15 protein-coding genes and 5 pseudogenes are annotated in these 20,753 nt (G+C 61.0%); 2 read left to right on the forward strand and 18 right to left on the reverse strand.

The window, feature by feature from the left end; translation table 11 throughout:
- The first annotated feature begins 55 nt into the window (after positions 1-55).
- Complete coding sequence (locus AC0KW6_RS08740; RefSeq protein ID WP_323776079.1) at positions 56-2,020, forward strand: sigma-54-dependent Fis family transcriptional regulator; 1,965 nt, start codon at positions 56-58, stop codon at positions 2,018-2,020.
- 432 nt (positions 2,021-2,452) lie between these two features.
- Here AC0KW6_RS08740 and AC0KW6_RS08745 read toward each other — a convergent pair.
- From AC0KW6_RS08745 to AC0KW6_RS08815, 15 genes and pseudogenes are all read right to left on the reverse strand, one after another.
- Positions 2,453-2,755 (reverse strand): annotated as a pseudogene (locus tag AC0KW6_RS08745) (integrase core domain-containing protein); the annotation flags it as partial.
- Complete coding sequence (locus tag AC0KW6_RS08750; RefSeq protein WP_323776095.1) at positions 2,707-3,063, reverse strand: hypothetical protein; 357 nt, start codon at positions 3,061-3,063, stop codon at positions 2,707-2,709. The pseudogene AC0KW6_RS08745 and the gene AC0KW6_RS08750, both read right to left, overlap by 49 nt.
- A 687-nt stretch (positions 3,064-3,750) precedes the next feature.
- Positions 3,751-4,833, reverse strand: coding sequence for an ABC transporter ATP-binding protein (locus AC0KW6_RS08755; protein ID WP_323776080.1), 1,083 nt, complete (start codon positions 4,831-4,833; stop codon positions 3,751-3,753).
- A gap of 3 nt (positions 4,834-4,836) precedes the next feature.
- Positions 4,837-5,622, reverse strand: a complete 786-nt coding sequence (locus AC0KW6_RS08760) for an ABC transporter permease (protein WP_323776094.1) — start codon at positions 5,620-5,622, stop codon at positions 4,837-4,839.
- 14 nt (positions 5,623-5,636) lie between these two features.
- Positions 5,637-6,623 carry an ABC transporter permease gene (locus tag AC0KW6_RS08765; RefSeq protein WP_323776081.1) on the reverse strand — a complete coding sequence of 329 codons (987 nt, stop codon included), beginning with the start codon at positions 6,621-6,623 and terminating at the stop codon, positions 5,637-5,639.
- Positions 6,624-6,701: 78 nt separating this feature from the next.
- Positions 6,702-7,811, reverse strand: a complete 1,110-nt coding sequence (locus tag AC0KW6_RS08770) for an ABC transporter substrate-binding protein (protein ID WP_323776082.1) — start codon at positions 7,809-7,811, stop codon at positions 6,702-6,704.
- 58 nt (positions 7,812-7,869) lie between these two features.
- Positions 7,870-8,967, reverse strand: coding sequence for an NAD/NADP octopine/nopaline dehydrogenase family protein (locus AC0KW6_RS08775; RefSeq protein WP_323776083.1), 1,098 nt, complete (start codon positions 8,965-8,967; stop codon positions 7,870-7,872).
- 82 nt (positions 8,968-9,049) lie between these two features.
- Complete coding sequence (locus tag AC0KW6_RS08780; RefSeq protein WP_323776084.1) at positions 9,050-9,640, reverse strand: peroxidase-related enzyme; 591 nt, start codon at positions 9,638-9,640, stop codon at positions 9,050-9,052.
- Positions 9,637-10,110 carry a hypothetical protein gene (locus AC0KW6_RS08785; RefSeq protein ID WP_323776085.1) on the reverse strand — a complete coding sequence of 158 codons (474 nt, stop codon included), beginning with the start codon at positions 10,108-10,110 and terminating at the stop codon, positions 9,637-9,639. Before AC0KW6_RS08785 ends, AC0KW6_RS08780 begins: the two co-directional genes overlap by 4 nt.
- On the reverse strand, positions 10,110-11,576 hold the full coding sequence (locus AC0KW6_RS08790) for an NAD(P)/FAD-dependent oxidoreductase (RefSeq protein WP_323776086.1): 1,467 nt from the start codon (positions 11,574-11,576) through the stop codon (positions 10,110-10,112). The genes AC0KW6_RS08785 and AC0KW6_RS08790 overlap by 1 nt, the downstream gene beginning before the upstream one ends.
- 40 nt (positions 11,577-11,616) lie before the next feature.
- Entirely contained in the window at positions 11,617-12,963 is a 1,347-nt protein-coding gene (locus tag AC0KW6_RS08795; RefSeq protein ID WP_323776087.1) for an MFS transporter, read from the reverse strand.
- Positions 12,960-14,420: an aminotransferase class V-fold PLP-dependent enzyme gene (locus AC0KW6_RS08800; protein ID WP_323776088.1), complete on the reverse strand. Its 1,461-nt coding sequence runs from the start codon at positions 14,418-14,420 to the stop codon at positions 12,960-12,962. The genes AC0KW6_RS08795 and AC0KW6_RS08800 overlap by 4 nt, the downstream gene beginning before the upstream one ends.
- 438 nt (positions 14,421-14,858) lie before the next feature.
- Positions 14,859-14,963 (reverse strand): annotated as a pseudogene (locus AC0KW6_RS08805) (IS5/IS1182 family transposase); the annotation flags it as partial.
- Positions 14,964-15,260: 297 nt separating this feature from the next.
- Positions 15,261-15,943: pseudogene (locus AC0KW6_RS08810) on the reverse strand (integrase core domain-containing protein); the annotation flags it as partial.
- Positions 15,944-16,152: 209 nt separating this feature from the next.
- Positions 16,153-16,761, reverse strand: a pseudogene (locus AC0KW6_RS08815) (IS1634 family transposase); the annotation flags it as partial.
- 56 nt (positions 16,762-16,817) lie between these two features.
- Between AC0KW6_RS08815 and AC0KW6_RS08820 the strand changes: the two are divergent.
- A pseudogene (locus tag AC0KW6_RS08820) lies at positions 16,818-16,907 on the forward strand (ATPase); the annotation flags it as partial.
- Positions 16,908-17,147: 240 nt separating this feature from the next.
- Here AC0KW6_RS08820 and AC0KW6_RS08825 read toward each other — a convergent pair.
- The 3 genes from AC0KW6_RS08825 to AC0KW6_RS08835 all read right to left on the reverse strand — a co-directional run bounded on the left by AC0KW6_RS08825 (position 17,148) and on the right by AC0KW6_RS08835 (position 20,745).
- Positions 17,148-18,653, reverse strand: coding sequence for an ABC transporter permease (locus tag AC0KW6_RS08825; protein WP_474034705.1), 1,506 nt, complete (start codon positions 18,651-18,653; stop codon positions 17,148-17,150).
- Positions 18,654-18,661: 8 nt separating this feature from the next.
- Positions 18,662-19,711 carry a quaternary amine ABC transporter ATP-binding protein gene (locus AC0KW6_RS08830; protein ID WP_323776090.1) on the reverse strand — a complete coding sequence of 350 codons (1,050 nt, stop codon included), beginning with the start codon at positions 19,709-19,711 and terminating at the stop codon, positions 18,662-18,664.
- 68 nt (positions 19,712-19,779) lie between these two features.
- The gene (locus AC0KW6_RS08835) at positions 19,780-20,745 is read right to left on the reverse strand and encodes an ABC transporter substrate-binding protein (protein WP_323776091.1); all 966 of its coding nucleotides are present in this window, start codon (positions 20,743-20,745) and stop codon (positions 19,780-19,782) included.
- Positions 20,746-20,753 lie beyond the last annotated feature (8 nt).

Below are 20,753 nucleotides of genomic sequence, written 5' to 3' on the forward strand. Positions count from 1 at the left end.
AGCTGCAAGCACTGTGTGAACTGTACCCGAGCGAACAACTGAGAAGGCCAAAGATTTGACGGGCAATGACAATAGTAAGGAACATCACGCTCGCGAGGCGTGGGAACGTTTTGTATCGTCCGGACACCACTCCGACTCCCAGCCTCAGGACGTTCGTGGGGAAATACTTGATTCATGGCTTCGCAGCAGGGATCTTGGCGTCGATGTGAGCAGTCAAGGCTCACGCAAGATTGCCGACGCAAGTCAGTTATATCTTCGCCGCGAGCATAACAGGGCACTGCGCAAAGCTGCTTCAGCGGCTTTCAAACGGCTTGAACCCCATCTGAAAGAAGCCAAAACGATCCTAATCCTGGCAGACGATCAGGGCGTGATCATTGACGCAATCGGCGACGAGCTGGTGCTGGATGAGGGGCAAGAGATCCACCTTGAAATCGGCGGCGACTGGAGCGAACAGGCAATCGGAACCAATGGCATCGGAACCGCTTTGAAAACCGGGAAGCCAGCCTATGTCCACGCTGCAGAACACTTTGTTGAAGGTGTGCAGTCCTGGACTTGTGCCGGTGCTCCGATCCGGGATCCTTTCACGCAAACAATCATTGGTGTCGTGGATCTGTCCGGCCCGCCGCAGATCTTCCGGCAGCACAATATCGCACTAGTATTGGCGGCAGCGCGCGAGATCGAAATCGCTTTAGCTGAGCAACAGCAGGAAGAACGAACACGATTGCTGGAAGCTTTCCTGGTGTCGGATTACAGCCGGGTGAACGACAGCGTCATCCTTTTGGACAAGGATGGGCGGATCCTGTTTCGTCGTGGTCTGGATGAAGAAGTTCTTTCCAGTGTTAAGGAGCTGGCGGTCGGCCACAAGCTGTTGCCTAAGCTGGAAGAGCTAGCGGACAAGGATATTCCCACATTGCTGCCTCTCTCCGTCGAGGCTAGTGGAATCGGGCGGCTGAAGCTTGAAGGCGTTGATCGCGGGGCTGCGTTGTTTTTGAAAAGCGAACGCAAATTGAGCAGCCAGACGGGTGAGGTCCGCTGGATCAAGCCGCGCGCCAATGTTGACGAAGACGGCATCCAGATCGTTGGCTCCTCACCCAAGATGGTTGATGCAATCGAACTGGCCGAAAGAGCTGCGCTTGCGAATATCTCGGTTTTGATCCACGGTGAAACCGGAGTTGGGAAAGAGCTTTTTGCTCGACTGATCCACAGCCGCCTGTCGGGAGCGAACGCGCCTTACGTGCCTGTCAATTGTGCCGCAATCTCCAGCGAATTGATAGGAGCGGAGCTGTTTGGCTACGCCGAAGGTGCTTTTACCGGGGCCGTGCAGGGCGGCCGCTCAGGCAAGTTCGAACTGGCTGATGGCGGTGTACTTTGTCTTGACGAGATCGGTGATATGCCGATCGAGTTGCAGCCCTATCTTCTAAGGGCGCTTGAACAGCGGGCGATCTACCGCATCGGCGACAGCCAAAGACGACCCGTTGATGTGCGGCTGGTCGCTATGACGAACCGTGACCTGCGGCAAGAGATCGAGAAGGGCAATTTTCGGCGTGATCTTTTTTATCGCTTAAGTGTGGTGACCATCGAAGTTCCGCCCCTGCGCGATCGCGGTGACGACCTTATTACACTGGTCGACCATTTTTCTCAGATGTATGCCCGTGAAACCGGCCGCCCGGTCATGAATTTCACTGAAGAGGCGATCAGATTGCTGTCCAACTATCAATGGCCCGGCAACGTCCGTGAGCTCCGCAACGTGATCCAGCGGGTTTATTTGATTAAAACTGGCAGCCTGGTGACGGAGAGAGACCTGCCGCCGGAAATAGGCGAAGATTTCGAAAACACCGAGGGGGATCCACTGAGAAGCATTCTCAAGGGGCATTCAGGAAATTTGGAAAGTATTGAGGCCAGTGCTATTAAAAGGACAATGATTTCGGAAAATGGCAACTTGACAAAGGTGGCGGCAGTTTTGGGAATCTCGCGGCCTACACTTTATAGGAAGATGAAGCAGTATCGTATTCATAGATGAAGCCGCCACCCTACATAACCTGTCGTCATTCCTGGGGAAACCCAAACTGCGCTCTGTCCTGTCAAGGTCGATGAACCGGCCGCCGCAGAGCCGGAAGCCAGCTTCGGCCTGGGTTCTTGTTCGCCTGCCACAGCTTGTGAACCGGCCCTTCAATTGCCGTGCGTAGCCAAGCCAGTGTTCTGTCCGTTACGGGGTCATGGTCTTTTCCAGGTCATTGAGCTAACCCCTGTAATTCGGACAGTGGCATAAGCTACGATCTGCTGATCGTCGACGAGTAAAAGATCAGAGATGTCGAAACGGAAGCAGCACGCGCCTGAGTTCAAGGCGAAGGTCGCGCTGGAAGCCCTGAAAAGTAAGGGTCCATGGGACCAGAGGTAGTCCTGGATATTCGACCGGTATGCCGCCGGGCTAAGCTATAGCACTGGTTTCATTTCAGGCGGCGACCTTCAAGGTCGGGGGCCGGTTATCATAGGCCTCGTCCGGCGTCAGCAGCCCGTGCGATGAGTGCGGACGTTTTTCATTGTAATAGGCCATCCAGCGACCGATCCCGTCGCGGGCCTCGGACCCGGTCTCGAAGGCGTTCAGGTTGACGCATTCGTACTTCAGCGACCTCCAGAGACGCTCGATCATTCGGTTATCGGTCCAGCGCCCACGGCCATCCATCGATTTTTTCATCGGCGCGTCGTTCAGAACGTCGGTGACATCGGCGCTTGTGAACTGCGACCCCTGATCGGTCGCCAGATCAGCTTGCCTCCAGTGCTGAGGACGAGACTGGAGGTTTCGGACATCGAAGCAGCGACCGTGGCCCCAGTGGAGCCTCGAAGGCGCGGCGGAGCATCCCGTTCCACGACCAACTGACTGTTCCTTACATGCAGCTTCTCGACATCTCTCTCCGAAATCTGCAGCACGCCCGGCGAAGTCCCGCCAAAGGCCTGTGCCATGTTCTCGATCGCCGTTCGCTTCCAGCCACCGATCAACGTCGGGTGAATGTTGTACTTCTTGGCCAGTTCGGCCGTCGTCAGTTCCTCGCCGATGGCTTCCAACGCCAGCCGATGAGCTGCATGAGCTCGTCGAGCGGGTGGTGGTGCACTGGGATGCCGAGGCGCAGGGCCACTGGCTTACGATTGAGGGCAATCTGCTGGAGATGCTACGCAAAACGGCGCCGAGTGAGTTCGCCGCCGTTCGTGATGATGCGATTTTCGCGGAAGCTGGGTACGGGAGCAGAATTTGGACACTAATTCATCCATAACGGGTCTCACACGCAGCACCGTATGCTCCAAGATCATTTGACACGCATAGCCAAGCAAGACGTCCAAACGCCTGCTCGCTGGAAATGCAACCTTGCCCGGCAAAATAAAGTGACATCACCGTTCATGGTCGCCCTTAACCAGACCAACCTGCTCTTTCGCCTCCATCTCTGCTAACTCTCTGCCGCTTAACTGCCAAACCCGCTTCCTTGCTTTCAATCCGCGAGCGGACGGCGTCGGCAGGCTGGGCCTTGGAGAAGGCCGAGTGATCCAGTGGTAAACAGGCTTACACGGCCGTCAAACACCAATTTGGCGAAACCCTCTGCTCGATTAACCTGACAATGCCGCGGACTTGCCTGCTAGATCCCGCTTGACTAGACGCTGGACGATCTGTGCGTCCGTATGTCGACCCAACCAAATTGATCTGGTCGAACAGGCCTTTCACCCGCCCCGGCACCTAGTCCGAGGCAGGCGGTTTTGCTATCAGTCGTTCAGGACCGCCATGTTGTCCGCCTCCCAGCCGATCCAAACCGGATCGCAGCCGACGGACTGGCCGGTTTCGGCATCCACATAAGCCTTGATCAGGGCATTGCCCTCACCCACTGCAACTTCTATCGCCATACGCGAGCCGAGGAAGGTTTTGCCGACCACACGTCCCTGAACCGCGTTGGCGGTTTGCGGACGTTCTGCGCTGATGCCCAGCCTCTCGAGACGAACCGAAGCGGTGATCGGCTGACCGTCTTCATGCCTCCCTGCGGGCGCCTTGCCCATAAGGGTTGTGCCCTCCCAGTCCATGACGACCTTGTCGCCCTCTGTGCCGCGCATCCAGCCAGACAGCAGATTGGTTTCGCCGATAAACTCGGCCACAAAGCGGCTGGCGGGCCGGAAGTACAACTCTTCCGGGGTTCCGTCCTGCTCCACCTTACCCTTGTTCATCACCACAATCCGGTCGGACATGGTCAGCGCCTCTTCCTGGTCGTGTGTCACGAAGAAGAAGGTCTTGTTGGTGCGGCGCTGGATCGACTTCAACTCCTGCTGGACTTGACCGCGCAGCTTGGCATCCAGCGCCCCCAACGGTTCGTCAAGCAGCAGCAGCGCCGGGTCCGGCGCCAGCGCGCGAGCCAGCGCCACGCGCTGCCGCTGGCCACCCGACAGCTGAACCGGGTAGCGCGACGCATAGGAGTCGAGTTCAAGGAAAGACATGATTTCTTTTGAGCGGCGTTTGATTTCCGCCTTGCCCATGCCCTTTAGTTCCAGCCCGAATGCCACATTCTGCGCCACGGTCATATGCGGGAACAGCGCGTAGTCCTGGAACACCATGTTCACATGGCGTTTCTCGGGGGGCTGGTTGGTGACGTCGACGCCGTCGAGGATAACCCGTCCCGTGGTCGGGCGCTCGAACCCGCCGAGAATGCGCAGGGTGGTGGACTTGCCGCAGCCCGACGGGCCAAGGAAGGTCACAAATTCACCCCGCGCGATGTCCAGCGACAAGTTGTCCAGCGCAACGGCGCTTCCGAAGTGCTTCGACAGCCCTTCGATACGAACAAGCGGTGTCTGGTCGGTCATAGTTTAGGTTTCCTTGTTCATGCGGCGGGTGAAACGCTCGGCCCAGATGCCGATGGCGGCAGTCAAGATCAGCGCAACGGTCGCGATGGCGTTGATTTCGGGACTCATCCCGGAACGAAGCTTGGCAAAGATCAGCACCGGCAGCGTCGGTTCATAGCCGCCGAGGAAGAACGAACGGACGAAATCGTCGAACGACAGCAGCAGGCAGAAGATCGAGGCACCGAGAATGGCAGGCACCAGATAGGGCAGAGTAATGCGGACGAAGGAAATCAGCGGATCAGCGCCCAGATCACGCGCGGCTTCGGTCTGGCTCTTCGGCAGCGTCGATAGACGCGCCATGACCACCAGCACAACGAAGGGCACGTTATGCACTGCGTGCGCCCAGATGATGGCGCCCATGCCCGGCTCGATCCCCAGCCAACGGGCGTAGATGCGGAAGGCGATGGCCGAGATGATCCCTGGCACCAGCGCAGGCAGCACAGTCATACCGAAGACCAGCGTGCGGCCCCAGAATTTGCGTCCTTCGAGCAGCACCGCGATCCAGGTTCCGACGAAAATTGAAATCAGCGTCGACAGGACCGCAATGGCCAACGAATATCCAAAGGTCGAGAGAACTTCGGCATCAGCAAAGACGCCGGTATACCAGTCCAGGGTCCAGGAGCGGATCGGGAAGCCGATGAACTTACTGTCCTTGAACCCCATCACAATCATCAGGATCAGCGGCACAAACACATAGAGGACAAAGGACCAGTAGATGCAGGCAAGAAACACGCGATTGCCGCGGAACAATTCGGGCCGGTTGTTCATTTCTTCTCTCCCTTGCGCAGCGTGCTCATCAGCTTCTGGAACGTGGCCGTGATGACAAGCGCCGCCGCAAACATGATCGTGGCAAAGGCCGCGCCGGTTGGCCATTCATCGCCCGCCACGTGGAAGAAGCCCGCGATTGTTTCGGCAAAGACCGTGGTTGAGGGGCCACCCAGCAAAACGGGCGTCGCGTAAAAGCCGGTGGAAATCAGGAACACCAGCGTACAGCCCGAAGAGATCCCTTCGAGGGTAAGCGGCAGCGACACGCGACGGAACCGGGTCCAGGCGCCCGCGCCCAGGTCGGCGGCGGCTTCGTTCATGCTCTTAGGAAGCTTTTCGAGCGAGGAATAGAGCGGCAGCAGCATGTAGAGCGCGGTCAGATAGACGATGCCGACGCCCATGGAAAAGCTGGTGTACATAAAGGGTATCGGCCGGTCGATCAGCCCCAGCGTCATCAGCGCCAGGTTCACCGCACCGGTATTGCCCAGCAGGATCATGATCGCATAAGTCCGCACGATCTCGCCAACCCAGAACGGGATCAGCAGCAGCAACAGAAACAGCATCTGGTTCTTGCGGCTGACATGGCGGGCCAGGAAATAGGCAACCGGATAGGTGATGATCAGCGTGCAGAAGGTAAAGACCCCAGCAAAGATCAGAGTCCGGAAAAACGGCATCCAGAAGATGCTGTCTCCGAAGAAGCGGACATAATTGTCCAGCGTGAAGTGCTGCTCCACACCGGGTGCGACCGGATAGGCGTCCGTCAGCGACACCCGCAGCATCTGCAACATCGGGCCAAGATGCTGGGACAGAACCCAAAGCAGTGGAAAAATGGCAAGGATAAGGAACTGGCGCCGGGGCGAGGCCGTAACCAGCCGCATCAGAGTGTGGTACGGTCCCCACATGGCCAAACGGCCCCAGAATGTTCGGTCCGCGCTGTTTGTCGACATGGATCGTCCGTCCTCGTCTGCGGATGCATCATACGTCATACGGTCGTCTTTCGAATATCTTCGCATCTCTGTCCCGCACGAGGCGAGACAGAGAGCGGCTGTGTCGATGAAAGGGGGTCAGGCAGCTTTGATTGCTTCGACCGCGGGATCGACAAGGCTGTACTTCAGGTCATTCGCTTCCGCGCGGAAGAACTGCAGATTCGCCAGTTGCTCTTCGGGGAAGGAGGTGGATTTGCGCTCCAGATCGCTGAGATACTGGCTCGCGTCCTTGTAGGTCGAGATGAAGCCCGACGCCTTGCTCATCACCGCACCGATTTCCGGCGAGGCCAGCAGCGCATCAAGGAAGGTATAGGCGTTGTCGGCGTTCGGCGCGTTATTGGCAATATTGAACGTGTAGACAAAGCCGTAGGAGCCTTCGCGCGGGATTGTCATGCCGAGCGGGAATCCATCGTTAATCAGCGCCGCCGCCGGACCGTTCCACGAGTGGCCAAGTACGATGTCCTGGTTGACCATCATCTGCTGGAACTCCGCGCCGCCGTCATAGTACTTGCGCACCAGCGGCTTCTTCTCGATGAGGAAGTTTTTGGCTTCTTCGACGACCTGCGCGGCTTTCTCCGGGTCGTTAAGATATTCGACCATGTTGCCGTCATAGCCCAACTTCAGCATGATGATCGACATCATGTCCTGAATAATATAGGCATTTTGACCACTGTATTTCTCACTGAACAGCGTATCCCAGGTCAGCGCCTCTTCCTCGCTCACGATTTCGGAGTTGTAGGACAGCACTTCCATCCCGGACAGGATCGGCGCACCCCACCTATTGCCGTTGATCGTCGACCAGTCAGATTCCGAGAAGGTCGGGTCGAGATTGCCCCAATTTGTCAGACGACCTGTGTCGAGCGGCGCGAGCAGGTCGCTTTCGATGAACTGCAGGAAGCGGTGGCCTGCAACGGTCATGATGTCGACGGTCGGATTCGGCTGCTCGGCGGCCAGCAAATTGAACTGTTTTCCTTGGTCGTCAACGAGGCGGACGTTGACCTTGATTCCAGTGTCGGCTTCGAACTGCTTGCGGAAATCTTCCGGCACGAAATTGTTGTAGGTCCAGATATTGACCACACCGCCGGATTGCGCCGAGGCGCCGCGCAAATAGACTGGCGACGCCAGAGCCGCGCCGGTGGCAGCAGCGGAGCCGAGGAAACGGCGGCGGTCAAGGATCAGTTTAGACATGGTGTTGGCTCTCTGTTGGTTTGTTTGCTGGCTCTTCTTGGCTATTTATTTTTGCGCTTCAAGCGCTGGCAGGCTGGCGCAAGAGCCCCGTATTCGCCGCCTCCTTCAGTTCGTCCAGACTGTACCGGTCCAGGTCCAGCGCTGTCAGGATATCGTTTTCCGCCTCGAAGTCCCGGCCATACATGGCAGAGAGAATGCGGATACCGGCCTCGTGCAGTGGCGCAGGATGGCCGGTCAGGCGGCCAAGGGCGGCGGTCAGCACTAGCCCGTAAGGCACGTCCTCGGTGACATAGCGGCTGTCGGCGGTCGCTGGCCCGGTGCCACCATTGCCTTGTTCATGCATCTGCTGGTTCATTTCGGAAATCGAGGCGACCGGCACGTGGAAAGACAAGTGGAAATGTTCGAAGATCGTCTTGACCTCCAGCCCAAGCGCCTTGGCGATCTCCAGACGCTCGAGATCCAGCCTTTCTAACAGCCGCCCCACTGTCGGCGTGACGTTCTGGCCTTGGCTCCAGGTCTCGCCGCGCTCCATCCGCGTGATGTTGCCGAGGGCAATGCCCATGTGGTTCTGCGGGTTGAGGTTGGAGAGCGAAATCGCCAGCAGCCCGTCGCGCGGCTGAAAGCGGTCGCCGAACAGGTCCTGGCACAGGCTGAGCGCCCCGGCGGACCGATGTTCGGGCACGGTGCAGAGGTCGACGCGGCTGCGCACGGTGTTCACCTTGACCTCGGTCCCAGATTGCCGCCGCCCGGTGCAGATCGTCGTGCCCCATGCGGTGATCGGCACGGTGACGCCCCGCTCTGCCAAAAGTTGCATCAGGTAGACCGCCCCCAGCGACGAGTGCGAGGAGATAATCACGTGATGCCGTTCCTCAATATGTGGCGCCAGTGCATCCAGAACAACCTTGTGCCCGTAACCCGGCAGGGCGACGATCAGAACGTCGTTTTGCTGCGCCAGAGTGACCGCGCTGTCGGCAATCCGCGGGGTCAGCGTGGTGTCCAATGCGCCGACAGCGGTCAGCGTCCGCCCCACTGCAAGCTCTGCCGTGCCCTCGCCCGATGGCGACCAAAGCATTGGATCATGGCCCGCATCATGCAGCAAAGCCGCCGTTCCGAATGCGATCGAGCCCGCGCCCGCCAATCCTACCGTTTTGCCCACAGTTTCCCCCTGATTCTCTATGTCACAGTCCTCTTACAGTACACCATCATAATGGAAAGTCATCCGTTATAATGGAAATTCGTCAACTGACAGTCTCCGGCAGCCGCACCGGATCGCCCAGGACATGCATCAGCCGGTTGGCCCAGCCAAACAACGCTGCCGACAGGATCAGGTCCAGAACTTCGGCCTCGTCCAGACCAGCGGCCTTCAGGGCTTCCATATGTTCCGGCCCGGCCTGCGACGGCGTCTCCGACAGCGCCACGGCAAAGTCAAAGATCGCCCGGTCCCGCGGGCCAAGGTCCGCCCGCACACCGTCACGGAAAAGCCTGTCGGTCACATCCGTGGATTTCTCAAGCTGCGCGTGACGCGCGGCATGCACGGCGGCGCAATAGATGCAGTGGTTGACCATGGAGGCCCCCAACGCACCCAGCTCCCGCTCGGCACGGCTCATGCCGCCCCGGTCATACATGATGCCGTTGAACAGCGGCGAGCGCACCTTCAGGCTCTCGACGTCATGCGCCAGCGTCAGCACGTATTCAGACACTTTGGTGTTCGAAGGCGTGACCTTCAGCGCTTCCAGCTGCTCCGCGCTCGCCTCTCTCAGGTCGACGGGTTTCACGCGCGGCTGCCAATGCGGCACGTTGCGGGTGAACTTCGTGATCACCTTGGTCATGCGTAAGCCTCCTTCATCAGGCGAAGCCCGGAAATCACCCGAAGCTGATAGGCAAGAAATGCATTCAGCTCGCAAAGCCGCACGATATCGGCATCCGCGATCCCCGCGGCCTGCAACGCCGAAACATCCGCCGCCGCGACATTCCGGGTATCCGCGGCGACCTTGTCCATGAAGCTTACCACGGTCTCAAGCCCTTGTGCCATGCCGTCCTGCGACGGGTCGGCCAACGCCGCGAAGGCGCCGGCGTCTGCGCCATATTGGGCAGCCAGCTTGTGCTCGTTATTCTGCGTCGCGATCCGCGCCGCCAGGGCGGCGCGAAGTTCATGCGACCAGGGCCCGCAATCCTGCGGTCTCAGTACCGCCTCTTCGGCCGCCTGGGTCATTTCGAAGATCTTGGCGCGTCCCTCGACGGCTGCGCCGGGGGCGCTGTCCAGTCCGGCGCTGGTCAATGCGGTTGTTTCGATTGCCATCAGGCCACTTTCCCTTTCTTTTCAGCACAGGCCAATTCCGAAGGCGCCCATTCGTCGCCAATCAGTTCCGGCTTGTCGTAGTCCAGCATCGCCTGCCAATGCTCTGCCACGTCTTCGGCATAAAGCTTCGCCGCGACCGCGCGCGCCATCCAGCCCGCACCCTCCGAGATTCCCGGAATATCGCCGCTGACCTTGCCAAGGCTGGCCGATGAGCCATAGTTGAAGCAGTAGACATTTGACAGCCAGGGCGCCTGCCCCGGCACTTTTTCACGGAAAGTGAAATCGTCATTCAGATAGGGGAACCGGCCCAGATCGCGGGAGGGCTCATCCGCGGGCGGCGAGTAGACGTCCTGCCACAGCAGGATATCGCCCGCGGCCTCGCCAAACTCGGTGCGCGACAGCGGGTCGATGGTGAAACCGGTGCCGAGGATCACGAAATCCGCTTCGTAAGACGTCCCATCGGCAAAACCCACCGTGACCGCGCCGTCGTGCTCAGCCGTCGTTTCCACCGCCTTGCCAAAATGGAAATAGGCGTTGGGATGTCGGCTGACCCGCTTCGTCGAGCCATGCGGCGGCGGCGTTTGCGTGGCAAAGGAATACTGCATGAAGCGCCAGCGCCATTCATCCGGCAGGCTAGCATAGCCGGCAGTAAAGCCGAAAGAGCCGATGCCCATCATCTTGTTGACCGTCGGCATCTCCTTGCGGCGGATCAGGTGACGCACTTCGGCGGCTCCGTGTTCCAGCGCTTCTGCGGCATTGTCCACGGCAGAGGCCCCTACGCCGACCACCGCAACGCGCTTGCCCTTAAGTGCGTCGAAATCTATGTCATCGGCGCTATGCGCCCAGAATTTGCGGTCCAACTGCTGAACAAAGCCGGGGATATTCGGCTTGCCGGTGCCATCGCGACCGGTGGCAAAGACCACCTTGCGGGTCAGGATCGACTGCTCCGCCGCGCCCGACAGATGCAGTCGCAGCAGTTCGCCCTCGGGTTCGACACGGTCGACGGACACGCCGTTCTCGGTCGGAATTTCCAGAACCTTGCGATACCATTGCAGATATTCCATCCACATCGGGCGCGGGATCTTGTTGAGTGCCTGCCATTTTTCGGTGCCGAACTGCGCCCGGTACCAGGCCTGAAAGCTCAGCGCGCCATGGCCATAGGCCGGGCCGGTCAGCTCCTTCGGCGACCGCAGCGTCTCCATCCGCGCATAGGTCAGCCAAGGGCCTTCCAGCCCCTCGGGGCTGCGGTCCAGAACCCGCATGTTGTGAATGCCGCCGGACTTCAGCGCCATCCAGGCCACCATGCCGCACATGCCGCCGCCGATGATCACCACATCGCTGACGCCCTCACGGGCCGGCACCCAATCCGTGCCCGGCCAGCAGAGGAATTTCAGATTTTCCCGCAGCCGCGCCTCCAGCGCGGGCAGGCCCAAACCGTCGATCGGGGAAGCGGTATCCTGTGTCATGTTATCTTTCCTGTAAGTCATCTGGTCGGTCTCCGCAGGCTCAGGCAGGCTGGCTGACGGACCAGTCCTGGTGGAGATCGTCAATATGAAAGGCATGCGCATGCCGCTGCCGCGGCCCATGCGCCGGGGTATCGCGCAGATGCGGATGGTCCTCCGGCAGATCGGGATGCTCGTGTTCGCGGGTCAGCGGATCGGTTGCGGGCCAGACCCGCAGCGCCAGCGCGACCACGCCAATGGTCAGTCCCGACAGGATCATCAGCGCCGGCTCCAGACCGGCCCGCGCGCCCAGCTCGCCAGCCAGCGGATAGGCCACCAGCCATCCCGCGTGGGACAGCGAGAATTGCGCCGCAAAGACCGACGCGCGGTCCCCTGCCCCGGCGGAGCGCGCAATCACCAGGCCGCCCGGCGTCAGCACCAGCGACGCCGCCAGCCCAAACCCGACCCAAAGCGCCATGTACCCGGCGTAGCCCAGCGGCAGTGCGATGGCAAAGCCGAGCGCCGCATGCAGCATCGCACCCGCCGCCATCGTCCGGCGCTCTTCCAGCGCCTCGATCAGACGCGGAACAAGAACCGCGCCAATCGCCGCGCCAAGCCCGTAAAAGGCCATCAGCATCGGGAAATGTGCTTCTGCATCCCCCAGACGCGCCCCCGCCAGTACCACGGAATTGACCAGCACCCACGCCATGCTCAGCGACAGCGCGAAATTCAGCAGGAACAGCCCGCGCAGGCGCGGTGTCTTGCGGTAGATCGCCACTCCCCGGAGCGCCCGTGTCAGGAACGGGCCCTTGCGCCGGTCCCCGGTGTCCGCCGGAAAATGCGTGATCAGCAGCATCGCGATGGAGCCGGCAAAGGCCGCCGCCGCCACCCAGAACAGGAACGCGCCAGCCACCACCTGCAACACCATAGCCGCGATCACCGGCGACAGCACCGATTCCAGCGTGTAGGCGATCCGCGACCAGACCAGCGCCCGGCTATAGCTGCGCTTGTCCGGCAGCACATCCGGGATCACCGACTGGAACAGCGGTGTGAACCCCGACGAGACCGCAAAAAAGACCAGCGCCAGCGCGGCGATCTGCCAGGTCTGCGTGGCAAAGGCCATCGGCAGCAGCAGAAACATGCGGGCCACATCCAGCCCCACCATCACACGTTTGCGCCGGCGTCCGGCAAACAAAGCTTCGGCCAGCGGCGAGACGCAGACATAGGCCACCATCTTCACCGCAAGAAGAAACCCGAGGATCTGCCCCGCTGCCGCCGTCCCGCCGATCCGGTATGCCGCCAGCGACATTGCCACGGTCATCAGGCCGATCGCGAGCAGTGAAAAGACCTGCGCCGCGAAAAGCGTCCGAAACGCGGGATTGGCAATGGGACTGATCCGGACTGCGGTCATGAAACGAGCGTTTCCTTCTGGGTGCTTTTGGCATTGAACCGGGCGGTACTTGTATCGACACGGTACTGATCGGCATACTCTGTGGCGATCCGTGCCAGATCATCCACCGCCGCAATAATCGTATCCGCCTTCTCATCGGTTATCAGAGCCGAAAGATTAAGCCGGACCCAACCGGGTTTAGCCGTTTCCTCGCCCTTGTCCAGCGCCGCAATTGTAGCATCGGAATCGAGCTTACCCAGCCCAAGCAACCGGTGGCCGTAAGGGCCTGCGCAGGCGCAACCCCCGCGAGCTTGAACCCCGGTCAGATCACTGAGCAGGCGCGTAAAGAACTGGTGATGCAACAGCCCCCCCTGCCCGTCCCGGACGCGAAACGAAAAGATCGGCAGCGCCTCAGCGCCGGGAATGCCCAGCAGCTCGATCCTGTCATTTTGGTGCCAGACTGCCTGCGCCCGCGCCCGCAGCGCCGCCTGCCGCGCATCAAGCCAGTCCTGACCCAGCGCTTCCTTGACCAGCATCGCAAGCGCGACGCGGATGTCGCCGGTCACGTTCGGCGTGCCACCCTCCTCCCGCGCCGACAGGCTGTCGGAATAGACGTGGCCCCAGGGCGACACGAAACTGACCGTGCCGCCGCCAGGGAGCGTCGGCGTGGCCCGGCGGGCGATCCCGTCGCGGATCACCGCGACACCACTGGCTCCGGGACCGCCGGGAAACTTGTGAACCGAAAACACGATGGCATCCTTGCAGGCATCGGTTCCGGCCTTCATATCCATTTCGCAATAGGGACCGGCACAGCCGTAATCCCAGATCGCCAGCGCGCCATGGGCACGCAGCGTCCGCGTCACCGCATCCACATCGGTCAGGATGCCGGTCACGTTCGATGCCGCCGAAAACGTGCCGACAATCCGCGCCGCGCCCTGCGCCGCCGCCAGCGTGCGTTCCAGATCATCCATGTCGACGCCGCCGCCGGGTGCCTCCGCGATCTCGATCACCTCTGCGCCGGTCTCGCGCCACGGCAGGATGTTGGAGTGATGTTCATAAGGCCCGGTCAGCACCAGAACCCGCTCCCCCGCGCGGACCATCCCGGCAAGGTCGAGCAGCCCGACTATGCGGTTGATCCCGGCGGTGGAGCCCGCCCCGGTGAACACAACGCTCATGCCCGCGCCCGCCCCGGTCAGCCGGGCCACCTCGGCCCGCGCCGCCTCGCGCAGCTTGGTCATGTATTCACCGCAGAACGAAGCCTGCGTATGGGTGTTGGCGTAATAGGGCAGCACGTGGTCGCGGATGAAGTCTTCGACCTGCGCCAGAGCGCGGCCCGAGGCCACGTAATCGGCGTAGATCAGCGGACGCGACCCGAACGGGCCATTGATCTGTACATCCTCGCCAATCAGCCCCTCACGGACCCGATCATGAACGTCGGCGCCTTGCAGCGCGGCCTTGAAAGTATCGAGCGCAGTCATGTCATCCTCTGGTTTGACCAGGGTGATTGTGACGCAAGTTCCGCAAGAATCTTCACATAAATTTGTCATCACTTACTATGAAACGGGTCATATGATCGAAGCTTGGCACCCAAACTGGATCATATTCCACCACCGCACCCCTGAGGAATTGCAATGGGATTCAGTACAACCTCAACGCGGACTCGCCGACAAAGTCGGGCAGTTGCAAACGCTAGTTAGCGCAGTCTCAAAACGTTTGTGGCCTCCGGCGTGATCCGCAACCGCACAGTTGTCAGCGATCCACGATGTGGCAAAAAGCATTTGTTGGGGTAAGTATACCCTCTCCCGCTTGAGTTCAGGCGACGACTTTGGCCGCGGCCCTGCTGAAGGCCGTGCTTCCCCGTTCCCCGGACAGCCCCATCCTGCGGCCACGGTATCAGTTAAGCCGAGAACCGTGTATCAGTTGAGCACGGCGATGCTGACCTGAAGCTCCACGACCTGCCGGCCGAAGTCCCGCGCCATGAGGCTTTGGCCGATCAGTGTGATACAGTGCATCCTTTCGTCGGGAAGATAATCGCCCGGATCATTTTCTGCCCCTCCTCACTCCACGCGCCTTTGACAGCCAGAGCAGTCGATCAAGAGATTGAGCGGGCCGAGCATGCATCTCCAGAGGCAGCGGACGTTCCGGAGCATCGTACGGGTCATACACCAGCCTGCCCCCTGCGCGCAGCGTATTGCTTTGTCGTCAGGCGCTCGTGGCCCGGCTCTTAACAGAGAAGCCCGCAGGGCCTGTTGACCGCTTCTAAGTAGCTATCTTGAAAGGCTTTCATCGCTGTGACCTGCCCCCCGCTGGTCCCTCATTCATAACGAGAGTCTGCTGGTTTGATTTTGGTAGTCGCCGGTTCCGGGCTTGGCAAGCGCGGCGGGCGCGGAGCCCTCAAATTGCTCAAGCGTCCGGCGCGCTTCGGCCGGTGTTTTGTTCCCGAGCGATGAGTGCGGCCTGACGGTGCTGTAATCGTAACGCCAGAGCGCCAGCTTCCGGCGGGCGTCGTCCAAGGTGTCAAATATCTCCTCGTTCAGCAGTTCGTCGCGCAGGCTGCCGTTGAATGGCTCGATAAAGGCGTTCTGCTGCGGCTTCCCTGGGTCGATATAGTGCCACGGAATTGCGCTCTGATCGGCCCACCTCAGAATGGCCCGGCTCGAGAACTCTGTCCCCCTCGCCATTGGGCTCGGACCAATGGCGCCTCAATGGCTCGATCGCTGACTATACATCCGGGTTTACCGTAGATCCGCACCAGCGCATCCAGCTCACGCGCAACACGTGCGCCGGAGATGCTGGTGTCAGCAATCAGGCACAGGTTTTCGCGGCTGCAATCGTCTGTCACCGCCAGAATGCGGAATTTCCGGGATGCCCCGAAGCTGTCAGCCAGGAAGTCCAGAGACCAGCGCGCATTGGGATACGCCGCCTCCGGCATCGGGGAGCGCGTTCCACGGGCCCGCTTGCGGCCGCGCCGCCGCTTCACTGACAGCCCTTCTTCCCGGTATGGCGCATTGCGGCGCCGGGGGGGGCAGGAGCTATCCACCCCATCGGGAACGGCGGGCCGCGCCGCAGCATATCGGGGCCGGGGAACCGGATTATCAACAGCCCAGCTGATACTTAGCAAATGTCGCTTCCTCCCAAGTTCATCAGTTAAACGCGCAAGCAATTGATATTGTTACGACCGAATGGACAAAAATGTGACAACAGCGCCCATCAGGCGGGCTTGGGAAGGTCCATGGCTTCGAAGAGGCCGAGTTGCTCCGGTGTTGTTCTGCTGATGCCCTGCAGGGTGCGGTTTCCGGCATGGGCGGTGTGCTTCTGGATGCGCGCGAGCAAGTCAAGCGCGGTGCGCGGGCTTGCGGAATGGCCCTTCGCCTTCAGCCGCATCCGCAGGACGCGGTAGAGGACCAGTGCCAGGAAGCAGATCAGCGCATGGGCGCGGATGCGGTCCGGCAGGCGGTGATGGACCGGGGCGATCTCGATGTCGGATTTCAGCACTCTGAACCCGCGCTCGATATCGGCAAGCGACTTTTAGCGGGCGACGGCCTCGGCAGGGCCAAGGTCGGCAGCGTTGGTCAGCAGCGCCAGCTTGCCGTCGAAGAACTCGGCGCGGGCGATGGCCTCCTCATCGAGCGTCCAGCTGAACAGGCCGGCCTGCAGGTCGGGCTTGATGAAGCGGGTCAGCTCGGCCTCGGCGACGGCACGGGTGAATCGGCTGTAGGCCCCGCGATCGGAAGCGCGGCGCCCGCGGGCCGTCTGTCCGGAATTCTGCCCGTCGAGCTTGCCGACCAGCCGTTCGGTCATCTCCTCGAGTTCGCGGATGACCTGCGAGCCAGCCGCCGACTGCACCCGCTATGACACCTTGAGGAGACCGCAGAATGGAAAGATCGCAGGTGCTGGACGCGATGGGCCAGCTCAAACTGTACGGGATGAAAGCCGCCTATGACGAGATCATCGCAGCAGCGGTGATCCAAGAAAACCTGCTGGCCCGAACCGCCTGCGCTATTTGAGCGCTACGGCGCCTCGGGCCAGCAGCCCGCGCGTCAGGCGGGTCCCTTTTGAATGCCTATGCCCGGTCCCGATATCATGCCGAGTGACATGGATGCGATCACAATAGGCCGCAGAGGTGGGGGTTACAGACAAATTGAGCCGGGACGACAGGTCGCGCGACATCGAGGCCCAAGGCTGCCGCCGGGCCTAAGTTGACGCTATTGTCGCTTGCCAGCGACAATTCGGTCGAGGATCAGGGCGCAGAAAAGAATTGCGAGCCCTGCGAGGATACCCTGCCCTGCGGCAGCGTATTGCAGAGCTTCCAGAACGTCTTCGCCAAGGCCCTTTGCCCCGATCAGAGACGCGACCACCACCATCGCCAGCGACATCAGGATGGTCTGATTGACACCCGCCATGATCGTGCGCGCCGCCAGCGGCAGGTCCACGCGCCACAGCAGGTATCGCGGCGTTGCCCCGAAGGCGAGCGCGGCTTCCCGGACCGTCTCGGGGACCTGCTGCAAGCCCAGCACCGTGAAGCGGATGACCGGCGGGCTGCCAAAGATCATCGTGGCGACCACACCGGCGGGTTTGCCCGCGCCGATGAAGGCAACCACAGGGATCAGGTAGACAAAGCTTGGCATGGATTGCATGAAGTCCAGGATCGGACGCACCACGGCAAAGGCCCGGGGCCTGCGGGCGCAATAGATGCCGAGCGGAATGCCGAGCGTGATCGAGATCAGCGCCGCGGCCCCCAGCAAGGCGATGGTGGTCATAGCCTTTTCCCAGAAATCCAGTAGCCCGAGATAGGCTAGCGCCGCACCGGTAAAGATCGCGACCCGCGCACCGGCGCTGAGATAGGCGAGCAGGACAATCACCAGGCCGACGACCGGCCAGGGCGTCTGCACGAGAACAATCTCGATCCCGTCGAGCAAGGTGCGCATCCCCAGCGTCAGCCCCTCGAAGAAGCCCCGCCCGTTCACCTTGGTCCAGTCAAACGCCGCCTGCACCCCGTCGCCGACGTTCAGGCGCCAGTTGCGGTTGGTCGGAAACGCCTTGAGCACTGCAAACGCGTCGGGTTGCGCGAACTTGACCATGGTCATCACCGCGACACCGCCGAACAGGACGGATGCGACAACAGTCCGCGCGGCGGACCAGCCGTGCGCCACACTCGAGTCCGACCGCCAGCGGGTGAACTGCCCCTCGAGCGTCCAGTTGGCCATGGCTGCCTGGGTGAATTTCAAAAGGACGAGCACGACAAGGCCGAACAGAACATACCAGAACCCCGCGGCATCTGCCTGCGACGCGGCGGCCTGGGCATTTGCCAAGGCCCCTTCGAGCGACTCCGCCGCCCGTTTCAGAGCCTTCAGAGAAGACGCCCCGGATTGTTCGGCCGCCTCGATCTGCTGACGTCGCAGGTCCAGCGTTTCGCCGATTTGCTCCGCACGCTGACGCTGTTCGCGCCCGAGATCGCCCAGCAGCCCCTTGCCGATCTGAACATAGGCAAAGGTCTCGAGGATCAGGAACCCCAGGAACCAGGACCATAGGCCCCTTGCGCCAAACCAGATCGGGCCGAGGAGCGCCGCGGCAAGGTTCAGCGTAAAGCGATAGCCGGGCGCCTCCATCATGTAGGCGAAGGTCTTGCGGTAATAATCCTTGCTGCTGCCGACGAAGTCTTCGACCAGAGTACCGAGGCGCTCGGCCGTTTCAGGTTTAATTGCGGACATGTTCTTTCCTACGCCTGATTTTCCTGGATGGCCCGGATCAAACCGGTGCGGTCGATCACGCCGACTGTGGTCCCGTCATCCACCACGGCCACGACCCCGTGCCCTTCCGCGCAAAGGCCCAGCAAGGCGTCCAGATCCATCTCGGGGTGGGCTTGCAGAGCATCGACCGGCACGGGACCGTGCCGGGCTTCGTGTTCTTCCACCGGCGTCATGACCGAATGGGCGAAGATCATGTGCAGCTTGGAAATGCCGGCCACGAAATTCGAGACATACTCGTCCGCCGGGTTCAGGATGATGTCTTCCGGAGTGCCTATTTGCACGATACGCCCGTCCTTCATGATCGCGATGCGGTGGCCAAGACGGATGGCCTCGTCCAGGTCATGGGTGATGAACATCGTGGTCTTCTTCAGATCGCGGCTGAGTGCCATGAACTGGTCCTGCAACTGCTTGCGGATCAGCGGGTCCAGCGCCGAGAACGGCTCGTCCATCAGCAGGATTTCCGGGTCCGAGGCAATCGCCCGGGCCAGTCCCACCCGTTGCTGCATGCCGCCCGACAGCTCATGTGCGTACTTGTCCTCCCAGCCGGTCAGTTCAACCAGTTCGAGCACGCGGTCGGCCTCTTCCCAGCGGCGGGCCTTGCCCGTGCCGCGGATCTCCAGCGGCATGGCGACATTGTCGCGCACCGTCCGGTGCGGCATCAGTCCGAAATTCTGGAACACCATCGCGACCCGGCGGTTGCGCAGGTCGCGCAGGCCGTCTGCGTCGAGGTCCATCACGTTGTCGCCGCCGATCAGAATTTCTCCGGCGGTCGGCTCCAGAAGCCGGTTCACATGGCGTACGAGTGTCGATTTGCCCGAGCCGGACAGCCCCATGACGCAGAACAACTCGCCCCGTTCGATCTGGAAATTGGCATCCGCAACGCCGACGACGCAATTGAAGCGTTCCAGCACCTGCGTCTTGCTGAGCCCTTCCCTATGGACCGCGGCCAAGGCTTCCTCAGGACGTGTTCCGAAGACCTTCCAGACGCCGCGGGCGTCGATTGCAATTTCCTTGGCCATCCCGTCCCCACGACTTTTTGGTTGCCCGGCGCCGGAAGGGCGCCAGACCTGATCCCGATCAACGTGCTTCACTTGAGCCCCAACCAGCCATCGACCATCTCGCCGTTTTCGGCGACCCATTTTTCGGCGACCGCAGAGATTTCGCCGCCTTCAACCACGACCGCATATGTCAGCTTTGAAAGTTCCTCTGCATCCATGTCGATGTTAGCCAGGAAGGAGGCCACCGCGGGGCTGCGCTCGTTGAGGCTGTTGGAATAGGCTACGGTGACAGACTTGACGATCTCGCCACTGTCGACATTGGATTTCGCGTACCAGTCGGCGTCCTCGTTCGGTTGCACCATGACATAGGTGTCGGGGTTGTGCTCGGGCTCTTCGAGCATCGTCGTGTCATAAAGCGCATGCACGTAGTGCGGGGTGTAGCAATAGAATGCGGCGCCCTTCCTCTCGGCGATGAGGTCCTTCAGGCGGGCGAAGAAAATCGTCTCATCCTCGATGGTCGGCGTGAGGAAGGGCTCGATGCCGTAATCGCGAACACGCACCATGAAGGTGTTCTTCGACGCGGCGCCCGGCGACCCGACCCAGATCTCGCCCATGCCGTCGCCATCGGTGTCGAAGAGTTTCTGCGCATCGGGCGTGGCGAGGTCATAGATCGATTTTATGTTGTGCTCTTCTGCCATGTAGGTGGGGACACAGACGCCGGCGCGGCCCTCGTAGCTGCCCGACGACAGGCTCACCGTACCCTTTTCGTCGACGTATTCCTCGGTGAAAGACGACTGGTTCGGCAACCAGACATCGGGATGCACATCGATGTCACCACGGCCGCCGTCCATGGAGGCAAAGATCACCGCATTCGTCCCCGGCGCATAGCCGGCCTCCACCCCCAGGCGGGTTTCGATCACGGTACCGATGATGCTTGCCATGATTTTCGCGCCGGGCCAGCCCGGCTCGCCCACCATGACCTTTTCTTGTGCAGCCGCGCCGCTGCCCGCGAGGGCAAGCGTCAACGTAACTGATAGACTTTTTAGCGTTTTCATGAGGCTTG

It is taken from the genome of Leisingera sp. SA215, assembly GCF_055902035.1.

What these genes read in the sequence shown, in the direction of transcription:
- AC0KW6_RS08755 (WP_323776080.1), bottom strand. Translation starts at nt 4,833, where the DNA reads ATGACCGACCAGACACCGCTTGTTCGTATCGAAGGGCTGTCGAAGCAC.
- AC0KW6_RS08765 (WP_323776081.1), bottom strand. Translation starts at nt 6,623, where the DNA reads ATGACGTATGATGCATCCGCAGACGAGGACGGACGATCCATGTCGACA.
- AC0KW6_RS08770 (WP_323776082.1), bottom strand. Translation starts at nt 7,811, where the DNA reads ATGTCTAAACTGATCCTTGACCGCCGCCGTTTCCTCGGCTCCGCTGCT.
- AC0KW6_RS08780 (WP_323776084.1), bottom strand. Translation starts at nt 9,640, where the DNA reads ATGACCAAGGTGATCACGAAGTTCACCCGCAACGTGCCGCATTGGCAG.
- AC0KW6_RS08785 (WP_323776085.1), bottom strand. Translation starts at nt 10,110, where the DNA reads ATGGCAATCGAAACAACCGCATTGACCAGCGCCGGACTGGACAGCGCC.
- AC0KW6_RS08790 (WP_323776086.1), bottom strand. Translation starts at nt 11,576, where the DNA reads ATGACACAGGATACCGCTTCCCCGATCGACGGTTTGGGCCTGCCCGCG.
- AC0KW6_RS08795 (WP_323776087.1), bottom strand. Translation starts at nt 12,963, where the DNA reads ATGACCGCAGTCCGGATCAGTCCCATTGCCAATCCCGCGTTTCGGACG.
- AC0KW6_RS08800 (WP_323776088.1), bottom strand. Translation starts at nt 14,420, where the DNA reads ATGACTGCGCTCGATACTTTCAAGGCCGCGCTGCAAGGCGCCGACGTT.
- AC0KW6_RS08825 (WP_474034705.1), bottom strand. Translation starts at nt 18,653, where the DNA reads ATGTCCGCAATTAAACCTGAAACGGCCGAGCGCCTCGGTACTCTGGTC.
- AC0KW6_RS08830 (WP_323776090.1), bottom strand. Translation starts at nt 19,711, where the DNA reads ATGGCCAAGGAAATTGCAATCGACGCCCGCGGCGTCTGGAAGGTCTTC.
- AC0KW6_RS08835 (WP_323776091.1), bottom strand. Translation starts at nt 20,745, where the DNA reads ATGAAAACGCTAAAAAGTCTATCAGTTACGTTGACGCTTGCCCTCGCG.